This is a genomic window from Streptomyces flavusporus, assembly GCF_046267975.1.
Taxonomy (GTDB): domain Bacteria; phylum Actinomycetota; class Actinomycetes; order Streptomycetales; family Streptomycetaceae; genus Streptomyces; species Streptomyces flavusporus.
In genome coordinates, this window is sequence record NZ_CP176503.1 from 2,741,542 (window position 1) to 2,759,317 (window position 17,776).

Here is a 17,776-nt window from a genome sequence, read left to right on the forward strand (position 1 = left end):
CTAACGGCCGCCTGTGACAACCCTGTGTGATTCCGGCCCTGGTCAGCACGGCGTACGGGCTGGCAGGATCGCGCGCATGTCCAAGGTGTTGTCCCGTATCGGCAGACGCCGGGCCCTGCAGGGCGCGGCCGCCGGCTTCGTCGCCTTCGGGCTGCTGCTGTGGTGGCTGCTGCCGCTGGGCGAGGAGCCGCCGAGCGGGACGATCACCTTCAGCACCGGCACGCCGCGCGGGGTCTACCAGCGGTACGGCACCCTGCTGCGCACCGAGCTCTCCAAGGACATGCCGAACCTCGAGGTGCGGCTGATGACCAGCGACGGTTCGCAGGAGAACGTCGCGCGCGTGGCGACCGGCGAGGTCGACTTCACGATCGCCGCGGCGGACGCGGTGGAGACGTACGAGCTCAACAACGGGCCCGGCGCCGACCGGCTGCGCGGGGTCGCCCGCCTGTACGACGACTATGTGCATCTCGTCGTCCCGCGCGGCTCGGACATCCAGTCCGTCGCCGACCTGCGCGGCCGGCGGGTCGCCATAGGGCCTCCCCGCTCAGGTGTGCGACTGATCGCGACCCGGGTGCTCAAGACGGCGGGCATCGACGCGCAGCAGGACATCACGCCGCTGTCCGACGGCATCGACACCGGGCCGAACCGGCTGAAGCGGGACGAGATCGACGCGTTCTTCTGGTCCGGTGGACTGCCGACGGACGGTCTGAAGCAGCTCGCGGACACGTTCGACTTCCGGTTCGTCCCGATCGATGCCGACTTCGTGTCCGAGCTGCACCGCCAGGGCCGGGCCACCCACTACTACCGCTCCACCAACATGCCGGAGTCGGCGTACGGCACCGCCCAGAACGGGGCCACCGTGCCGACGATGGCGGTGTCCAACGTGCTGATCACCCGCAAGGACATGGATCCCGAGCTCATCGAGTGGCTGACCCGCACGGTGATCAAGAGCCGCGACGGCATCGGCGCCCACGTCCACTCCGCCCAGCTGGTCGACCTGCGCACGGCGATCTACACCGACCCGCTGCCGCTGCACGAGGGTGCCCGGCGCTACTACCGCTCGGTCAAGCCGTAGGTCCGGTCCTCGGCAGGGTCACCGTCACCGTCAGCCCGTGCGGCTCATGATGGCCGTACGCGATGGAGCCGCCGGCCGCCGCGAGCAGGGCGCGTGTGATGGACAGGCCGAGGCCGGAGCCCTTGACGTTCTGATGGCGGCTGCTGCGCCAGAAGCGGTCGCCGACGCGGGTGAGCTCCTCGTCGGTCAGGCCGGGTCCGCCGTCGGCGACCACGATCGTCGAGGTGTCGCCGTTGGAGGCGACGGTGACCTCGACGCACTCGTCCTTCGGCGTGAACTTCACCGCGTTGTCGATCACCGCGTCCAGTGCGCTGGACAGCGTCACCGGGTCCGTCCAGGCGGTTGTGGGCGGGCAGTCCCCGACCAGCCGGACGCCCTTGGCCTCGGCGGTCGGCGCCCAGGCGGCGACGCGCTCGGCGGTCAGCGCGCCGATGTCCGTGAGGCTCAGGTCGGCCTCGGCGTGCTCGGCCAGCGCCAGGTCGAGCAGGTCGTCGAGGACCTGTGCCAGGCGCTTGCCCTCGGCCTGGACCGAGGCGATCTCCTCGTTGCCCTCGGGGAGTTCGAGGGCAAGCAGTTCGATGCGCAGCAGCAGTGCGGACAGCGGGTTGCGCAGTTGGTGCGAGGCGTCGGCGACGAAGGCGCGCTGCTGCTCCAGCACGGCCTCGACGTTGTCCGCCATTTCGTTGAACGATCGGGCGAGCCTGCGCAGTTCCGGCGGTCCGCCGGCCGCCGCGACCCGGGACTTCAGGCGTCCCGTGGCGATGTCGTGCGTCGTGGCGTCCAGGACCCGGACGGGTCTGAGCACCCAGCCGGTCAGCCGCAGGGCGGCGCCGACGGCCAGCAGCATCGCGGCCGTCTCGCCCGCGGCGATGACCAGCCAGCCGGACAGGATCCGTGAACGCATCTGGCCCGTGGGCGAGTCGGTGACCACGACCGCGACGACGTCGCCGTCCCGGATGACCGGAGACGCGACGACGAGCCGGTGTCGCTGCCAGGGCCACACCTGCTTGGGGTCGTCGCTGCGCCGGCTGAGCAGCGCCTCGTCGAATGCGTTGCGCACCTCGCCCTCCTGGGGGAGGTACCAGTCCGCCGGCGCATGAGCCATGGGGGCGTCATTGGCGTAGAAGACACCGACACGAATGCCGTAGACCTTGTAGTAGCTTTCGAGTTCGCGACTCAGCGTCTCCAGGCGCTCGTCCGGGTCCGTGCGGCGGGATCCACTGGGCGGGGCGGTGACGAACTGGGCGAGGGCCGCGAAGAACGCCGTGTCGTCGATCCGGTCGACGACCACCTTCTGCTGCTGGGCCGCTGCCACGCTGACGGCGAGCGGGATGCCCAGCGCCAGCAGTACGGCTGCCATCAGGACGATGAGCAGCGGCAGGAGACGTGTGCGCACCCTGCCCCGCTACCCGGCCGGGGCGACGAGCCGGTAGCCGACGCCGCGTACGGTCTCGATCAGCGTCGGCATGCGCAGCTTGGCGCGCAGTGAGGCGACGTGCACCTCCAGGGTGCGTCCGGTCCCCTCCCAGCTGGTGCGCCACACCTCGCTGATGATCTGTTCCCGGCGGAAGACCACCCCGGGTCGCTGTGCGAGCAGGGCGAGCAGATCGAACTCCTTGCGGGTCAGTTGGATGACCGTACCGTCCACGCTGACCTGACGGGTGGGCAGTTCGATACGCACGGGGCCCAGGTGCAGCGCGCTCTCGCTGCTGCCCGTGGCGTCCTCGGGGACGCTGCGCCGGCTGACGGCGTGGATGCGGGCGAGCAGCTCCCCCGTGTCGTACGGCTTCACCACGTAGTCGTCGGCGCCCAGGTTGAGGCCGTGGATGCGGGAGCGGACGTCGGAGCGCGCGGTGACCATGATCACCGGAGTGCTGGTGCGCTTGCGGATCTTGCTGCACACCTCGTATCCGTCCTGGTCGGGCAGGCCGAGGTCGAGCAGCACGACACCGAATCCGGGGCCTTCCGGGACGAGCGCTTGGAGGGCCTCCTCCCCACTGCGCGCGTGCGTGACGTCGAAACCGTGCCGAGCCAGGACCGCGGACAGGGCGGCGGCGACATGGTTGTCGTCCTCGACGAGGAGCAGTCTCATCCCGGCCTCCTCCGGTTCATCGGCAGTACGGTCTGTCGGTGTACAAAACGTGTGCACGCGCGCGCGTGCACCAAGGCAGTCACGCTGATGGGTGAGGACGGCGTCAAGAGGCTTCCGGTTGCGGAGGGCTTCCGTTATCCGGCCGATACGTGCTCCGTTCACAAGTGCTACGACACGTGTCCGGCTGCTACCGGATCGTGATGCTCAAATTCGCCTCAGATGTAATGACGCAGGTCGCGTAGGGTAGCTACTGTCCTCCGAAACCGCGAGGAGGACGGAGCCTGAGAGCGATGACCGAAGTATCGGTGGCCAAGGAAGATGTGGCCGCGACCGGTGAGCTCGTGGTCCTGAAGAGTGTCAACAAGCACTTCGGCGCGTTGCACGTGCTCCAGGACATCGATCTGACGATCGCCCGCGGCGAGGTCGTCGTGGTCATCGGGCCCTCCGGGTCCGGGAAGTCCACCCTGTGCCGCACCATCAACCGCCTGGAGACGATCGACTCGGGCGCGATCACCATCGACGGCAAGCCGTTGCCCGCGGAGGGCAAGCAGCTGGCCCGGCTGCGTGCCGACGTCGGAATGGTGTTCCAGTCGTTCAACCTCTTCGCGCACAAGACCGTGCTCGAGAACGTGATGCTCGGCCAGATCAAGGTTCGCAGGGCGGACAAGAAGAAGGCCGAGGAGAAGGCACGCGCCCTGCTCGACCGGGTCGGCGTGGCCTCACAGGCGGACAAGTACCCCGCCCAGCTCTCCGGAGGCCAGCAGCAGCGTGTCGCGATCGCGCGCGCCCTGGCCATGGACCCGAAGGTCATGCTCTTCGACGAGCCGACCTCGGCCCTCGACCCGGAGATGATCAACGAGGTCCTCGAGGTCATGCAGCAGCTCGCCCGCGACGGCATGACCATGATCGTCGTCACGCACGAGATGGGCTTCGCCCGCTCGGCTGCGAACCGTGTGGTGTTCATGGCAGACGGCCGCATCGTCGAAGAGGCTGTGCCGGATCAGTTCTTCAGCAATCCGCGCAGCGACCGCGCCAAGGACTTCCTGTCGAAGATCCTGCACCACTGACCGCGCCCGTCGCGTCCGCGACGAGCTGCGTCACCCGCACTGGACGGCCCGCGTCCCCTTCACCACGCAAAGGATGTTCACCATGAAGCTCCGCAAGGTCACCGCCGCGGCGGCCGCCGCGCTTGTCCTGTCCCTGACCGCAACCGCGTGTGGCGGCGACGACGGCGACAGCGACTCGGGTTCGGGCTCGGGTGGCGGCGACAAGATCAAGATCGGTATCAAGTACGACCAGCCGGGTCTCGGTCTGAAGGAGCCCGACGGTTCGTTCTCCGGCTTCGACGTGGATGTGGCCACCTACGTCGCCAAGGAGCTCGGCTACGAGGCCGACCAGATCGAGTGGGTCGAGACCAAGAGCGCCGACCGCGAGAACGCGCTGGCTCGCGGCGACGTGAAGTTCATCGCGGCCACCTACTCGATCACCGACGAGCGCAAGGCCAAGGTCGACTTCGCCGGCCCGTACCTGCTGGCCCATCAGGACCTGCTGGTCAAGGCGGACTCGGACATCGCCGAGGGCACCGACCTCAACGGCAAGAAGCTCTGCTCGGTCACCGGCTCGACCTCGGCGCAGAACGTCAAGGACGAGATCGCTCCAGACGCCCAGCTGAAGCAGAACGGCACCTACTCGGAGTGCATCGCGGGTCTGCAGAGCGGCGCCGTGGACGCGGTGACCACCGACGACTCGATCCTTGCGGGCTTCGCCGCCCAGGACCAGTACAAGGGCCAGTTCAAGCTCGCCGGCCTGAAGCTCAGCAACGAGAACTACGGCGTCGGCGTCAAGAAGGGCGACACCGAGACCGTCAACAAGATCAACGACGCGCTGGAGAAGATGGTCAGCGACGGCGCCTGGGAGACCGCGATCAAGGAGAACTTCGGCCCGGCCAACTACAAGAACGAGCCCGCCCCGAAGACCGGGCAGATCGTTCAGTAACCCTCAGGTTGTCCAGTGAGCGGGCATCCGCGCGTTACGCGGATGCCCGCAGGTAACGCGGAGTTTCACCGGCGCGCCGCCGTCGCTGTGCTCACAGCGGCGGCGCGCCGCGTCCGCCACGTACGTCACACACCCGGAAGCGCGGGAGATCGTGTTCGACTTTCTTTCAGACTATGACGACCCGAGCCTGCTGGGCGCCTTCTGGGTGACGGTGCAGCTCACCGTCTTCTCGGCCATCGGCTCCCTGATCTGGGGCACCCTGCTGGCGGCCATGCGGGTCAGCCCGGTCCCGCTCATGCGCGGCTTCGGCACCGCCTATGTGAACATCGTCAGGAACATCCCCCTGACCGTCATCATCGTCTTCACCTCGCTCGGCCTCGCCGACATCTTCGGGGTGACGATGGGCGCGCCCGACGACTTCGAACTCCAGGGCTTCCGCCTCGCGATCCTCGGTCTCGTCGCCTACACAGCCGCCTTCGTCTGTGAGGCGCTGCGTTCCGGCATCAACACCGTGCCCGTCGGGCAGGCCGAGGCGGCCCGCGCCCTCGGGCTGAGCTTCAGCCAGGTCCTCTCGCTCATCGTGCTGCCGCAGGCGTTCCGCTCGGTCATCGGCCCGCTGGCCAACGTACTGATCGCACTGACCAAGAACACGACCGTGGCGGCCGCGATCGGTGTGGCGGAGGCGGCCCTCCTGATGAAGGAAATGATCGAGAACGAGGCTCAGACAGTGCTCATCGGCGCGATCTTCGCCTTCGGTTTCGTGGTACTGACCCTGCCCACCGGCCTGTTCCTCGGTTGGCTGAGCAAGCGACTGGCGGTGAAGCGGTGACCTCCGTTCTCTACGACGCCCCCGGCCCCCGGGCCAAGCGGCGCAACCTGATCCTCTCGGTGGTCTTCTTCGCCCTGCTCGCCCTGCTGCTGTGGTGGATCTGGCAGACCATGGACGACAAGGGCCAGCTGCGGTGGGCACTGTGGAAGCCGTTCACCGAGTCCGAGGCCTGGACGACGTATCTGCTGCCCGGGCTCGGCGACACCCTGAAGGCCGCGGCGCTCGCCATGATCATCGCCCTTCCGCTGGGCGCCGTCTTCGGCATCGCACGCATGTCCGACCACCGGTGGGTGCGGGTTCCGGTCGGCGCGGTGGTCGAGTTCTTCCGGGCGATCCCGGTGCTGCTGCTGATGCTGTTCGCCAACGAGTTCTACGCCCGCTCCACGGACGTCGCCAGTGACGACCGGCCCCTCTATGCGGTCGTCACGGGCCTGGTGCTCTACAACGCCTCCGTCCTGGCCGAGATCGTCCGGGCCGGCATCCTCGCCCTGCCCAGGGGCCAGACGGAGGCCGCCAAGGCGATCGGTCTGCGCAAGGGCCAGACGATGACCAGCATCCTGCTGCCGCAGGCGGTCACGGTGATGCTCCCGGCCATCGTCAGCCAGTTGGTCGTCATCGTGAAGGACACCGCGCTGGGTGGCGTGCTGCTCGGATTCACCGAGCTGCTGAACACGCGGGGCACGCTCGCCGCCAACTACGCCAACGTCATCCCGAGCTTCATCGTGGTGGCTGTCATCTACATCGTCCTCAACTTCATCCTGACCAGCTTCGCGAGCTGGCTCGAGGGCAGGCTTCGCCGCAGCAAGCGGAGCACGGGTGCGGTGCTCGGCAAGGAGGACGTCGAGGAGCTCAACGCTGCCGAGGTCGGTGGTACCTACGGAACCGGCGCCGGAGGCACGATCTGACGGCCAGTCACTGATCGTCGAAGGCAAGAGGGCAGTGGCATGATCGCCACTGCCCTCGTCACTTGACGCAAGCACCGGCAATGGGTTGCATACGTTCTGTGATCGTGCACCCTGCTCCAACCTCCTGTTCACATACGTCCGTCGAGGCACCACTGGGAACGGGGAGCGGCGCGCCGTGGACCCGGTGATCATCGTCGGAGCGGGGCCCGTCGGGCTCACGCTCGCCCTGGCGCTCGCGCGTCAGGAAGTGCCGTCCGTGGTCCTGGACGAGGGGCCGGGCAAGGACGAACAGCGGCTCGCGCGGACGGTTGTGCTGCGTGAGGACACCGCCGCCCTCATGGAACGGCTGACCGGGGTGCCGCTGGCCGAGGTGGGGATGCGCTGGGCCGGATGGCGGTCGATGCGGCGCAGGCAGGTGATGCGCGAGGTCACGTTCGGCGACGCGGGAGAGGGGGGCCCGGACGGTGCGGAGGCCGCGCCTCCCGTCGAGTTCGCCCCGCTGCACATCGCCCAGCACGTCCTGACCAACGCCCTGCGCGCGGCCCTCGCGCACGAGCGGCTCGTGAAGATCGCCGTGGACAGCCGCCTCGACGCCATCGAGCAGGAGCCCTCCGGCGTCAGCGCGCACACTCGAGGCCCCAAGGGCACGTGGTGGCGCGGCAGTTACCTGGTCGGCTGCGACGGTCCCCGCTCGACCGTACGCAAGCTCCAGGACATCCGCTTCCCCGGCCGCACCGCGGTGGAGCGGTACGCCGTCGCCGCGCTGCGGGCGGAACTTCCGTGGCCCGGTCGGGCGTTGCTCCATCGGATGCCGCCGTGGCGGACGTCGGGACCTTCGGGCGGGGAGATCACCGGACGACCGCTGCCCGACGGCGTCTGGCGGCTGGACTGGCTGCTGCCGCCCGGCAAGGACCTGGTCACGCCCGAGCTGCTGGTGGCCCGCATCCGGGAGACCCTCGCGGGCTGGACCGACGGCCCCACACCGTCGTACGAGCTCCTGGACACCGGAGTCCACACGGTCCACCACCGGCTGGCCCGCCGCTGGCGGGTCGGCCGGGTGTTCATCGCCGGGGACGCCGCCCACCTGCTGGGCGCGCTGGGCACGCACGGTCTGGACGAGGGGCTCCGGGACGCCGACAACCTCGCCTGGAAGCTGGCGCTGGCCTGGCACCACGGGCCGCACGAGGCGCTGCTGGACAGCTATCAGACCGAGCGCCGCGCGGTGGTCGCCGCCCGGCTACGCAACGCCGACCAGGTGCTCCCGCTCCTCCGCGGCAGCGGGAGCCTGCGTTCGTACGTCCCCGGCACCGCCCGCGGCCATGACGCGCTGCTCACCGACGGACACCTGGGACGCGGTCCGCTGGGCGCCCCGGGCACCTACGCCGACTCCCCGCTCACCCCTCGCTACCTCGAGGACCCGGCACCCGTCCACACGGCCCCCGGAGCACCCGTCACGGACGTACAGGTCACCGCCGAGGACGGTTCCTTCGTACGGCTCCGCGACCGGCTCGGCCGCGGCGCGCTGCTCGTCGTCCTGATCGCCCCAGGCACCGGGGTGTGGGAGCGCAAGCACTGGGTGACCGCGGGGATCATGCCCCGGCTCGCGGCTGCGGTCACCGCGCTGCCGCATCCCGCCGAGCTGCTCGTCGCCGAGAGCTATCCGGGCGCCGCCGCCCACACCGTGCTCCTGGTCCGGCCCGACGGACACCTCGTCACGGCCCTGAACGGAGTACGCCCGGCCGACCTGTACGCGGCGGCCGAGGCCACGCTCGGCGGCACGGCGAAGGCCCCGGAAGAGGCCACGGCGGGTACTCGTTGATCGGCTGGCGCCCGGCACCGGCTGGCATGACCACGCCGACTCGGTGGGCGCCTTGCGCCTTCGTCGTGGAGCGCAACGAACTGGAGTGGCGACTCGACCGTTCCTAAAGACTGAGCATGAGTTGCACAGGCTCAGCCGCGTGCCCCGAACGGTGTTGGGCACACTGGTCCCCCGCTTTCGCTCCGCATCCGGGCGGCACGCATCGTGTGCGTGGTCCGGGGATGCGGGGGCGGGTTCCCTCACGCCCCGGGGCACCCGGTCCAGCCTGGGCGGTCCGATGCCCGCGACGATCGCTCTGGTCGTCGTGGGGCGGTGCCGTCCGTCGCCGGATCGGGTGTCCGAGGGCGCGTCGTCCGATGGCGATGCTGGCCGCCTCGTGACGTGTGGTCTTCCTGTTCTTGCTGGTGAGGGGCTTCTGCCAGTGCTGGGCGCCCCACCTGCTGGTGTAGGCCGGGTCGACGGCGATGAGGGGGATGCCGAGTTCGGCGGCCATCGCCACCAGCCGGGAGCGCAGCTTCGCCACGGGCATGCCGGAGATCAGGTTGCGGAAGCGCTTGCGCCGTCCGTGCTTCTCGCGGGTCTTCTCCGCGCCGAAGTCCAGGTCCTCGATAGCGATGGCGAGGTGGTGGCGCCTGGCGAAGTGCAGCAGGCGGATCAGGGCGTGGCGGACCTGGGCGTCGCGGTGGGGGGCGGTGCCGGACAGGTCGTAGCCGAACCGCAGCGGTGCGCCGATGGGGTTGCCGTGCTGGTCGAGGCGCCAGGCGGCGAGGTGGTCGGCGTTGGTGTCGACCCCGATCATTCCGTGCGCGCGGGCCGCCGAGAGCGGCACGGCCATGGCCGGCGGAATGGTCCAGGAGGCGGTGAGGTACCAGCGCCCGCGCACCGGGTCTTCGTGGATGCGGTAGGCCACGGCCCGGTTGGTGGCGACGCGGTCGGCCCATTGCTCGCCCCGGTGCGCGAACGCCACCCGCGCGGCGAGGACGTACCGGCCGTGCGGGGCGTTCGCCAGATACGCCAGCGGAGCGGGGAGCTTGATGCTCACCTCACCGTCGGGGGTCACACGGATGGTCTCGTTGCCGTACCGCTTGCCGGACTCGCCGTCCGCGGCGAGGAACCGGCGCCCGGCCTGCCACCGCCGGCGCCACTCGGCTTCGGTGAGCCGGGCGGCCTCCAGGTGGTGGCGGGTGTTCAGCAGCTGTTTCCCGCCGCGCACCACGTGCACGATGCCGGCCTGCCAGTCGGCCCGTGCCGCTTCGAGCCGGTCCTGAAGGACGCGCAGGCGGCGTAACTTGGCATGCCACTCCCGCCGCGAGCGGTAGCTGCCCGGCGTGTGCCTGTCGCCCTTCTCCCCCACCGGCAGGGAGAGCCGGTGGGCGACCGTGCGCACCCCTGCCTCCAGACTCTGCACATGTGCGAGCTGGGCCCGCCGGGCCAGACCCCACTGGTCGTGCGTGGCCTTCGTGATCGACCCCGCCCACCGCGAGGAGGACTGCCCGGTCAACACCCTCTTCCGCTCCGCCCACGCATCGCCGTCGTGATCCAGCCCGGCCGCGCAGCGTGCCTTCAGATCACGGGAGGCCAGCGAGCCGAGGTGGTCGCCGACCAAGCGGAGCACCCGCACATCGTCGGCGGTCAGGTGCTTAAGCCGGTCACGGACCGCCACCCCGGACGGGCCGGGCACCACGAACGGCGCCGCCACCTCCCGCAGCACCCCCACCCCGATCACCCTCCTGCCAGGAACAACCCAGTCCGCCGCCCCGCCCAACGACCAACGTCCGAAAAGGTCACGCATTCGACAGGCGAACCAGCGTTCCCTGAAGGGAATCTTCCGCTGCCCGGCACTCACTCATGCACGCCAGAACACACCCGTACACCGTCATACGACAGCAGTGCACAACCCCCATGGCAGCCACCGCCTCCCCGAGGCCACGAGCCACGACCTGCGCGTCGTCGTGATCTGCAACGAGGGCTACGCCTCGAGCCTGGCGGCCGATTCCCTGCACCGGCTGGGGCTGCACCGGGCGACCGACCTGGTGGGCGGGTTCCAGGCTTGGCGGGCGGCGGGGCTTCCGGTGACGTCGTAGACAGAGCGTGGCGTGGGCACCACGGCTCGGCGAGAGTGGGTGGGGCAGGGCGGCCCTGGACGCGATCGGCGCCCCCGCGCGTCTACCGTGCCACAGGGCCCCGCCCCGCCCCCTTGCACAGCTGCTCCCGCACCGAGGCTGTGGGCTGTGCAACCGTGGTTCGCAGTTCCGGGGATTCTGGATGTCACCGGCGCGCGGCACATGCGTCAGCCCCCCTCGTCGCCGAGGAACTCCGTGTCCTCGCCCTCCTCCTCCAGCGCCTGCCGGACCACTCGCAGGGCCATGCCCTCGGGGTAGCCCTTGCGGGCGAGCATGCTCGCAAGGCGGCGGAGTCGTTTGTCGCGGTCGAGGCCGCGGGTGGAGCGCAGTTTGCGGGCAACCAGCTCACGCGCGGTCGACTCTTCCTGCTCGGAGTCGAGTTGGGCGACGGCCTCGTCGATCAGCGTGGAGTCGACCCCCTTGGTCCGCAGCTCCTGGGCGAGCGCCCGGCGGGCCAGCCCCCGGCCGTGATGCCGGGATTCCACCCAGGCGTCCGCGAACGCGCTGTCGTTGATCAGCCCGACCTCCTCGAACCGTGACAGCACCTCCTCGGCAACCTCGTCCGGGATCTCCCGCTTGCGCAGAGCGTCCGCAAGTTGCTTCCGTGTCCGCGGGGTCCCGGTGAGCAGGCGCAGACAGATCGCCCGCGCCCGCTCAGCCGGGTCCCCTGAGGACTCCCCCTTCTCGGCCCTCGACGAGGAGAAGGCGTCCCCGTCCTCGGCGGACGGCTCTCCGAAGCCGCGCCGACGGCGTCCACGCCCACGTCGTGAACCGCCCTCGCCGTGCCCTGTGCGGTCGCCGCGAAGCCGACCGCTGCCGCTCACGCCCTCAGCGGGGTGCGAGCCTCCCTCCGACTCATCGTCACCGTGCCCGGCAAAGCCTCCGTCGCCCGCGCTCGCCGGCTCCGGTCTGTGTGGGGGGCCGGAGTAGGCGTGCTCCGGCCAGTCGGTTCGCCGTGTCACGGGGTCAGCTCTTGGCGGCCGCGGCCTTGGTCTTGGCCGTCTTCGCCACCGCCGGTGCCGCCTTGGCCGCGTCGTCCGCGGGGGTGGCAACCGCGGCGTCCGCGCCCGGTTCGGCGGCGGGCTCCTCAGGCCGTACGCCGACTCCCAGCTTCTCCTTGATCTTCTTCTCGATCTCGTTGGCGAGGTCGGGGTTGTCCTTCAGGAAGTTGCGGGCGTTCTCCTTGCCCTGGCCGAGCTGGTCGCCCTCGTACGTGTACCAGGCTCCGGCCTTGCGGACGAAGCCGTGCTCCACGCCCATGTCGATCAGGCCACCCTCGCGGCTGATGCCCTGGCCGTAGAGGATGTCGAACTCGGCCTGCTTGAAGGGGGGCGCGACCTTGTTCTTGACGACCTTGCAGCGGGTGCGGTTGCCGACCGCCTCCGTGCCGTCCTTCAGGGTCTCGATGCGACGGATGTCGATGCGCACCGAGGCGTAGAACTTCAGTGCCCGGCCACCGGTCGTGGTCTCCGGGGAGCCGAACATCACACCGATCTTCTCGCGGAGCTGGTTGATGAAGATCGCGGTGGTCTTGGACTGGTTGAGCGCGCTGGTGATCTTCCGCAGGGCCTGGCTCATCAGACGGGCCTGCAGACCCACGTGGCTGTCGCCCATCTCGCCCTCGATCTCGGCGCGCGGGACGAGCGCGGCGACGGAGTCGATGACGATGAGGTCGAGCGCACCGGAGCGGACCAGCATGTCCACGATCTCCAGCGCCTGCTCGCCGTTGTCCGGCTGGGACAGGATCAGGTTGTCGATGTCGACGCCGAGCTTCTTCGCGTACTCGGGGTCGAGGGCGTGCTCCGCGTCCACGAAGGCGACCTGGCCGCCGGCCTTCTGGGCGTTCGCCACCGCGTGCAGGGTCAGGGTCGTCTTACCGGAGGACTCCGGTCCGTAGATCTCCACGACACGGCCACGGGGCAGGCCGCCCACGCCGAGGGCCACGTCGAGGGCGGTCGACCCGGTCGGGATGACCTCGATGGGTTCCTTCGACCGCTCGCCCATGCGCATGACCGCGCCCTTGCCGAATTGTCGTTCAATCTGTGCGAGCGCGGCGTCGAGGGCCTTCTCGCGGTCGGTGCCTGCCATGGGTTCCACCCGGTTTGCTTGAGTCGATCGCTTCACGTCAAAGACGCTAACGCCTGCCACTGACAATGCGCCCCGACGCGGGTCCGGCCTGTGGATAACTCGGGCACTTCCCCCTCAAACCCCTGCGGAAATCCCCGTCCAGAGCCTCGCCGGAGCCTCCATAAGAATGGATGTTCGATTTTCGTGTCAAGCGCACCACGCGGCACTTCCGAGACTACGTCGGCGCACCGACAACGGCCCCTGGCTCCGGTGCCGACAGCCCGCTCCCGCCCTGCTTCCCCGGGCGGTCAGCTGCTACGTGGCCGCCGTCATCGGGGCCGCGGTGCGGGCCGTCCTCACCTACTGACGCTCCGCCGTCGAGCTCCGCTCCGTCTCCCGCAGCCGCTCCCACAGGCGTCGCGTGCGCGTGAGCGCCCCGGGCCGCCCCGGCTCCCGTCTGTGGTTCCCGTCCACGCGCGGGTCGTCCGTGACGTCGTACCGCCTCACATACGCCCCGAGGAACGCCTGGAGCGTGGCGATCGCCGGGATGGCGATCAGCGCGCCGACCGCGCCGAGGAGAGCGGTGCCCGCGATGACCGAGCCGAAGGCGACCGCGGGGTGGATGTCGACGGTCTTGGCGGTCAGCTTGGGCTGCAGCATGTAGTTCTCGAACTGCTGGTAGATCAAGACGAAGACCAGCACCCACAGCGCGTACCAGGGGTCGACCGTGAAGGCGATCAGCATGGGCAGGGCACCTGCGAGATACGTGCCGATGGTGGGGATGAACTGCGAGACGAGCCCCACCCAGACAGCCAGCACGGGCGCGTAGGGCACGCCCAGGCTCTCCAGCAGGATGTAGTGCGCGAGCCCCGAGATGAGTGCCATCAGGCCGCGCGAGTAGATATAGCCGCCGGTCTTGTTGACGGCGATCTCCCAGGCCCGCAGGACCTCGGCCTGCCGCGCGGGCGGCAGCACTGAGCAGATCGCACGGCGCAGTCTCGGTCCGTCGGCGGCGAAGTAGAACGCGAACAGGGTGATCGTCAGCAGCTGGAAGAGCCCCCCGAGGACCTGCGTGGACACGTCCAGGACGCCGGTGGCGCTGTTCTGCACGTAGTTGCGCAGCCAGTCGGAGCGGAGCAGGCCCTCCTGGACGTCCACCCGCTTCAGGTCGGTGTTGAAGTGCGCGTTGATCCAGTTGATGACGGAGTCGAGGTAGCCCGGGAATCCCTCGACCATCGTGATGATCTGGCCGGCGAGCATGGAGCCGAGCAGCGTGACGAAGCCCGCGGACGCGATGATCACGGCGAGGAAGACGATGCCGGTGGCGGCCCCTCGGCGCATACCGCGCGAGGCCATCCAGCTCACCGCGGGTTCTATCGCGAGGGCCATGAAGAACGCGATCAGGATGTTGATCAGCAGGCCGGTGAGCTGGTGAAAGGCCCAGCTGCCCAGCTGGAACACGGCGATGAGCGCGAGCGCCAGCACCATGGCGCGCGGCAGCCAACGCGGCATGCGTGCGCCCGACGCGCGGCCGCGGGGCCGGGCGGGCGGCGCGGTACCGGAGGGGGATGCTTGCTGGGCTGCCTGCCCGGTCTCATCTATGGGTGCCACGGTGCAAGTCTCGCCCACACCGGTGACAATCGGGTGCGGTCCTGCGATCTTCGTGACCGGTCAGCGCTTTTCCTGTGGCACGTTCATGACCGAGCAGACCACTCGCCACACGTCCTTGGCCTCCCAGCCGGTGTCGAGCGCCTGGTGCACGGTACGCCCGCCGAGCTCCGACATCACGTGATCGCGCGCGAAGGTCTCGGCGTAGCCCGTACCGAAGTGCTCCGCCATCCGCTCCCAGAAGACCGTCAACCTCATGACACCAGTATCCCGCCCCTGAGGGTGGGCCCGAGCCGGGACCGCTTGCCGAGAACGCTTTCCGCCCTACGGTCTGACCCATGGCCGAAACTGGAGCTTCCCCACTCCCCCCTACGCCCCCGGCGCACTCCCCGCTCTTCCGCGCCGAGCACTTCGTCCGGCTCACCGCGCGCGTGCTGGAACAGCGCCTGTTCGCCTACCACTTCCTGCACGGCGGCGCCGACCCGGTGGAGACCGCGCTGGACGCCTACCGCAACCAGGACGGCGGATACGGTCACGCCCTGGAACCCGATCTGCGCGGCCCGGTCAGCCAGCCGCTGCACACCTCCCACGCCCTGCGCGTCCTGGACTCCCTCGGGCGCTGCGGCGGACAGCGGGTGGAGCGTGTGTGCCGGTACCTGACCTCCGTGTCCACGGCGGACGGCGCACTGCCGGCGATTCATCCCAGCCAGCGGGGCTATCCGACCGCCCCCTTCGTGCCGGTCGTCGACGACCCTCCGAGCGAACTGCTCGCCACCGGGCCGGTGGTGGGCCTGCTGCACCGTAACGAGGTCTGGCACGCCTGGTTGTTCCGGGCCACGGACTTCTGCTGGCAGACGGTCGAGTCCCTGGAGCAGTCCCACCCCTACGAGATCGAGGCCGCCGTGGCCTTCCTGGACTCGGCACCCGACCGCCCGCGCGCAGAGGCGGCCGCCGACCGCCTGGGCCGCCTGGTGCGCGAGCACAGCCTCGCGGTCCTGGACCCGGAGAAGCCCGACGCCTACCCCGTGGCCCCCGGCTACGCCCCCGGGGAGCACCACTTCCCGCACGACTACGCGCAGACTCCGCAGTCCCTCGCGCGCGCGTGGTTCACCGACGACGAGATGAACCGCTCCCTGGACTTCCTCGCGAGCGAACAGCAGGAGGACGGCGGCTGGCCGATCCGATGGCGTCAGTGGGCACCCGCCCCGGCGCTGGAGGCGCGCCCCATGGTGACGATCGAGGCACTGCGCACCCTCAGGGCCTACGGCCGGCCCATTGGCTGACCGCGGATGTCCCGCCGCCCCATCGGCTCGCCTCACCCACCCATCGCCCGTACCCCCGCCGTCACCACGACCGCCGCCGCGACGACGAGCAGGAACGGGGCGCGCAGGAACAGCGCCAGCGCCGCCGCGGCAAGCCCCGCCACGCGCGCGTCCAGCACGAGCGCCCGCCCGTCGGCGAAGGTCTGCTGGGCCGTGAGGGCGGCGAGGAGGGCGACGGGGAGGAGTGCTGCGAGCCGTTTGACGAGGGGCCGCTCGAGCACACCGGCCGGGACGAGGAGTCCGGCGAGCTTGACGGCGTAGCAGCCGACGACGGTGACACCGATCGCGATCCAGGTGTTCAACGCAATCCCTTTCGTGACTCTCGGCGTCCTTCCACGAACAGCACGGCCGGCGCCGCGAGGGCGGCCGCCAGCACCGGCACGCCCGCGGGCAGCACCGGCAGCAGCCCCAGCCCCAGGACCACGGCGAGTCCGGCGACGGCTCGCTCGGTCCCGGTCCTCAACATCGGCGCCAGCAACGCCAGAAAGACCGCGGGCCCGGCCGCGTCCAGCCCCCAGGTGGCCGTGTCGCCGAGGGCCTCGGCCCCCAGCGCACCCAGCAGCGTGGTCAGGTTCCACAGCACGTACAGGCTGAGCCCGGTCACGACGAACCCGATCCGGATGCTGCGCCGCGTGGGCTGCGCCAGGGCGACCGCCGTCGTCTCGTCGATCACCCACTGAGCGGCGAACGGGCGCACCGCGCGCGGGAGGGCCAGCAACTGCGACAGCCGCAGCCCGTAGAAGGCGTTGCGCACGCCCAGGAAGAAGGCGCCCGCAGCCGCCGTGAGCGGGTTCCCGCCCGCGGCGAGCGCCCCCACCAGCGCGAACTGGGAGGCGCCGGTGAACACCAGCAGGCTGAGCACACACGTCTGCACCAAGCTGAGCCCGCTGCCCGCCGAGGTCACCCCGAAGGCGAACCCCGACAGTCCTACGGCGACTCCGACCCCGAGGGCGTCCCGTACGACGGCGGTGTCCGGCCTTCCTCCGCGGTCGGCCGGTATGTCTGCGTGCGTGTCTGCGTGAGCTGTCCGTTCTGCCACACGTCGGACGGTAGGTGCAGCTGTCGCGGAGCGTCTTGTACGTTCTTGCGCTCCCGCTGGTACGCCCCTGGAGGCACGCCCACGATCCTGCTGAAGTGCCGGTTCAGGTGCGGCTGGTCGGTGAACCCGACCGCGACGGCGGCTTCGGCGGGCGCCGTCCCCGCGTCCAGCAACCGGCGCGCCCGCCGCACCCGGGCATCGGTCAGCCAGGCGTGCGGCGGCATGCCGTACACCTCCCGGAACGCCCGCAGCAACGCGAACGGGCTGGTGCCGAGGTTCCCGGCGAGCGTCTCCAGGGTCGGCGGCTCGGCCATCCGCTCCTCCAGCACCTCACGCGCGAGTGCCGCGATCCGCGCTCCCGCCGTCCGCACCCGGCGTTGCGGCAGTGCTCCGCCGTTCAACCGCAGCAGCCGCGTCACCGCGACCCGCAGCAGCGTGTCGGCCGCCAGCGCGTTGCCCTCGTCGGCGGCGCGCAGTACCTGATGCACGAGGCTCACGGCGTACGGATCGTCGAGCACGGGCCGGACGAACCCCGGCGTACCGCGTATCGCGGTCGTCTCCGCGGCGATGTCCGACACCACCTCAGGCGACGGATACACGGCCCCGTACCGCCATCCCTCCGGTACCCCGGCCCGCCCCGTGTGCGGGGTGTCCGGATTGACCAGGGCCAGCGCCCCGGCACCCGCGTACTGATCGCCCCCGCCGTGGTGAAAGACCTCCACCCCGTCGGCGATGGCGGCGATCACGAAGTTTTCGTGCGTGTGCCGCACGAACGTCTTCCGGATGTACCGGGCCCGCAGCAGATCAACACCGGGCAGCTCCGCGTACTGCCAGTGCCGCGCCCGCTCGCCGGTACCCGTCATGACTCCATTCTCCGGCACCGCCCGGCCCGACGCAGCAAA

17 protein-coding genes and 1 pseudogene are annotated in these 17,776 nt (G+C 70.1%); 8 read left to right on the forward strand and 10 right to left on the reverse strand.

The window, feature by feature from the left end; genetic code table 11:
• The first annotated feature begins 76 nt into the window (after positions 1-76).
• Entirely contained in the window at positions 77-1,075 is a 999-nt protein-coding gene (locus ACKTSN_RS13065; protein WP_409469280.1) for a TAXI family TRAP transporter solute-binding subunit, read from the forward strand.
• Here ACKTSN_RS13065 and ACKTSN_RS13070 read toward each other — a convergent pair.
• Together ACKTSN_RS13070 and ACKTSN_RS13075 are read right to left on the reverse strand one after the other, a co-directional pair.
• Positions 1,065-2,471: a sensor histidine kinase gene (locus tag ACKTSN_RS13070; protein WP_409469281.1), complete on the reverse strand. Its 1,407-nt coding sequence runs from the start codon at positions 2,469-2,471 to the stop codon at positions 1,065-1,067. The genes ACKTSN_RS13065 and ACKTSN_RS13070 overlap by 11 nt on opposite strands.
• Before the next feature lie 9 nt (positions 2,472-2,480).
• On the reverse strand, positions 2,481-3,167 hold the full coding sequence (locus tag ACKTSN_RS13075; protein WP_409469282.1) for a response regulator transcription factor: 687 nt from the start codon (positions 3,165-3,167) through the stop codon (positions 2,481-2,483).
• Positions 3,168-3,457: 290 nt separating this feature from the next.
• Here ACKTSN_RS13075 and ACKTSN_RS13080 point away from each other — a divergent pair, with 290 nt between their 5' ends.
• The 5 genes from ACKTSN_RS13080 to ACKTSN_RS13100 all read left to right on the forward strand — a co-directional run bounded on the left by ACKTSN_RS13080 (position 3,458) and on the right by ACKTSN_RS13100 (position 8,715).
• Complete coding sequence (locus ACKTSN_RS13080; RefSeq protein WP_409469283.1) at positions 3,458-4,234, forward strand: amino acid ABC transporter ATP-binding protein; 777 nt, start codon at positions 3,458-3,460, stop codon at positions 4,232-4,234.
• Between the two features lie 82 nt (positions 4,235-4,316).
• Positions 4,317-5,162 carry a glutamate ABC transporter substrate-binding protein gene (locus ACKTSN_RS13085; RefSeq protein WP_409469284.1) on the forward strand — a complete coding sequence of 282 codons (846 nt, stop codon included), beginning with the start codon at positions 4,317-4,319 and terminating at the stop codon, positions 5,160-5,162.
• Between the two features lie 151 nt (positions 5,163-5,313).
• A complete protein-coding gene (locus tag ACKTSN_RS13090) occupies positions 5,314-5,991 on the forward strand; it encodes an amino acid ABC transporter permease (RefSeq protein ID WP_409469285.1) in 678 nt (225 codons plus the stop codon).
• Positions 5,988-6,896, forward strand: a complete 909-nt coding sequence (locus tag ACKTSN_RS13095; protein WP_409469286.1) for an amino acid ABC transporter permease — start codon at positions 5,988-5,990, stop codon at positions 6,894-6,896. Before ACKTSN_RS13090 ends, ACKTSN_RS13095 begins: the two co-directional genes overlap by 4 nt.
• Before the next feature lie 175 nt (positions 6,897-7,071).
• Positions 7,072-8,715, forward strand: coding sequence for an FAD-dependent monooxygenase (locus ACKTSN_RS13100; protein ID WP_409469287.1), 1,644 nt, complete (start codon positions 7,072-7,074; stop codon positions 8,713-8,715).
• Positions 8,716-8,818: 103 nt separating this feature from the next.
• Here the strand turns inward: ACKTSN_RS13100 and ACKTSN_RS13105 are convergent, their stop codons facing one another.
• Complete coding sequence (locus ACKTSN_RS13105; RefSeq protein WP_409469288.1) at positions 8,819-10,432, reverse strand: IS200/IS605 family accessory protein TnpB-related protein; 1,614 nt, start codon at positions 10,430-10,432, stop codon at positions 8,819-8,821.
• A 178-nt stretch (positions 10,433-10,610) separates the two neighbouring features.
• Between ACKTSN_RS13105 and ACKTSN_RS13110 the strand changes: the two are divergent.
• A pseudogene (locus tag ACKTSN_RS13110) lies at positions 10,611-10,799 on the forward strand (rhodanese-like domain-containing protein); the annotation flags it as partial.
• Between the two features lie 206 nt (positions 10,800-11,005).
• On the opposite strand, the gene recX reads toward ACKTSN_RS13110, so the two are convergent.
• From recX to ACKTSN_RS13130, 4 genes are all read right to left on the reverse strand, one after another.
• Complete coding sequence (gene recX / locus ACKTSN_RS13115) at positions 11,006-11,800, reverse strand: recombination regulator RecX (RefSeq protein ID WP_409469289.1); 795 nt, start codon at positions 11,798-11,800, stop codon at positions 11,006-11,008.
• A 4-nt stretch (positions 11,801-11,804) separates the two neighbouring features.
• On the reverse strand, positions 11,805-12,926 hold the full coding sequence (recA, locus tag ACKTSN_RS13120; RefSeq protein ID WP_409469290.1) for a recombinase RecA: 1,122 nt from the start codon (positions 12,924-12,926) through the stop codon (positions 11,805-11,807).
• A 339-nt stretch (positions 12,927-13,265) separates the two neighbouring features.
• Entirely contained in the window at positions 13,266-14,516 is a 1,251-nt protein-coding gene (locus ACKTSN_RS13125; RefSeq protein ID WP_409469291.1) for an AI-2E family transporter, read from the reverse strand.
• A gap of 60 nt (positions 14,517-14,576) precedes the next feature.
• Positions 14,577-14,771 carry a DUF3046 domain-containing protein gene (locus ACKTSN_RS13130; protein ID WP_409469292.1) on the reverse strand — a complete coding sequence of 65 codons (195 nt, stop codon included), beginning with the start codon at positions 14,769-14,771 and terminating at the stop codon, positions 14,577-14,579.
• Between the two features lie 80 nt (positions 14,772-14,851).
• Here ACKTSN_RS13130 and ACKTSN_RS13135 point away from each other — a divergent pair, with 80 nt between their 5' ends.
• Positions 14,852-15,796, forward strand: coding sequence for a hypothetical protein (locus ACKTSN_RS13135; RefSeq protein ID WP_409469293.1), 945 nt, complete (start codon positions 14,852-14,854; stop codon positions 15,794-15,796).
• Positions 15,797-15,828: 32 nt separating this feature from the next.
• Here ACKTSN_RS13135 and ACKTSN_RS13140 read toward each other — a convergent pair whose 3' ends face one another.
• Genes ACKTSN_RS13140 through ACKTSN_RS13150 form a run of 3 tightly spaced genes read right to left on the reverse strand, consistent with a single transcriptional unit; the run spans position 15,829 to position 17,737 of the window.
• Positions 15,829-16,137, reverse strand: coding sequence for an AzlD domain-containing protein (locus tag ACKTSN_RS13140; RefSeq protein ID WP_409469294.1), 309 nt, complete (start codon positions 16,135-16,137; stop codon positions 15,829-15,831).
• Positions 16,134-16,874: an AzlC family ABC transporter permease gene (locus tag ACKTSN_RS13145; RefSeq protein WP_409469295.1), complete on the reverse strand. Its 741-nt coding sequence runs from the start codon at positions 16,872-16,874 to the stop codon at positions 16,134-16,136. The genes ACKTSN_RS13140 and ACKTSN_RS13145 overlap by 4 nt, the downstream gene beginning before the upstream one ends.
• Complete coding sequence (locus tag ACKTSN_RS13150; protein ID WP_409469296.1) at positions 16,763-17,737, reverse strand: AraC family transcriptional regulator; 975 nt, start codon at positions 17,735-17,737, stop codon at positions 16,763-16,765. The genes ACKTSN_RS13145 and ACKTSN_RS13150 overlap by 112 nt, the downstream gene beginning before the upstream one ends.
• Positions 17,738-17,776: the final 39 nt, after the last annotated feature.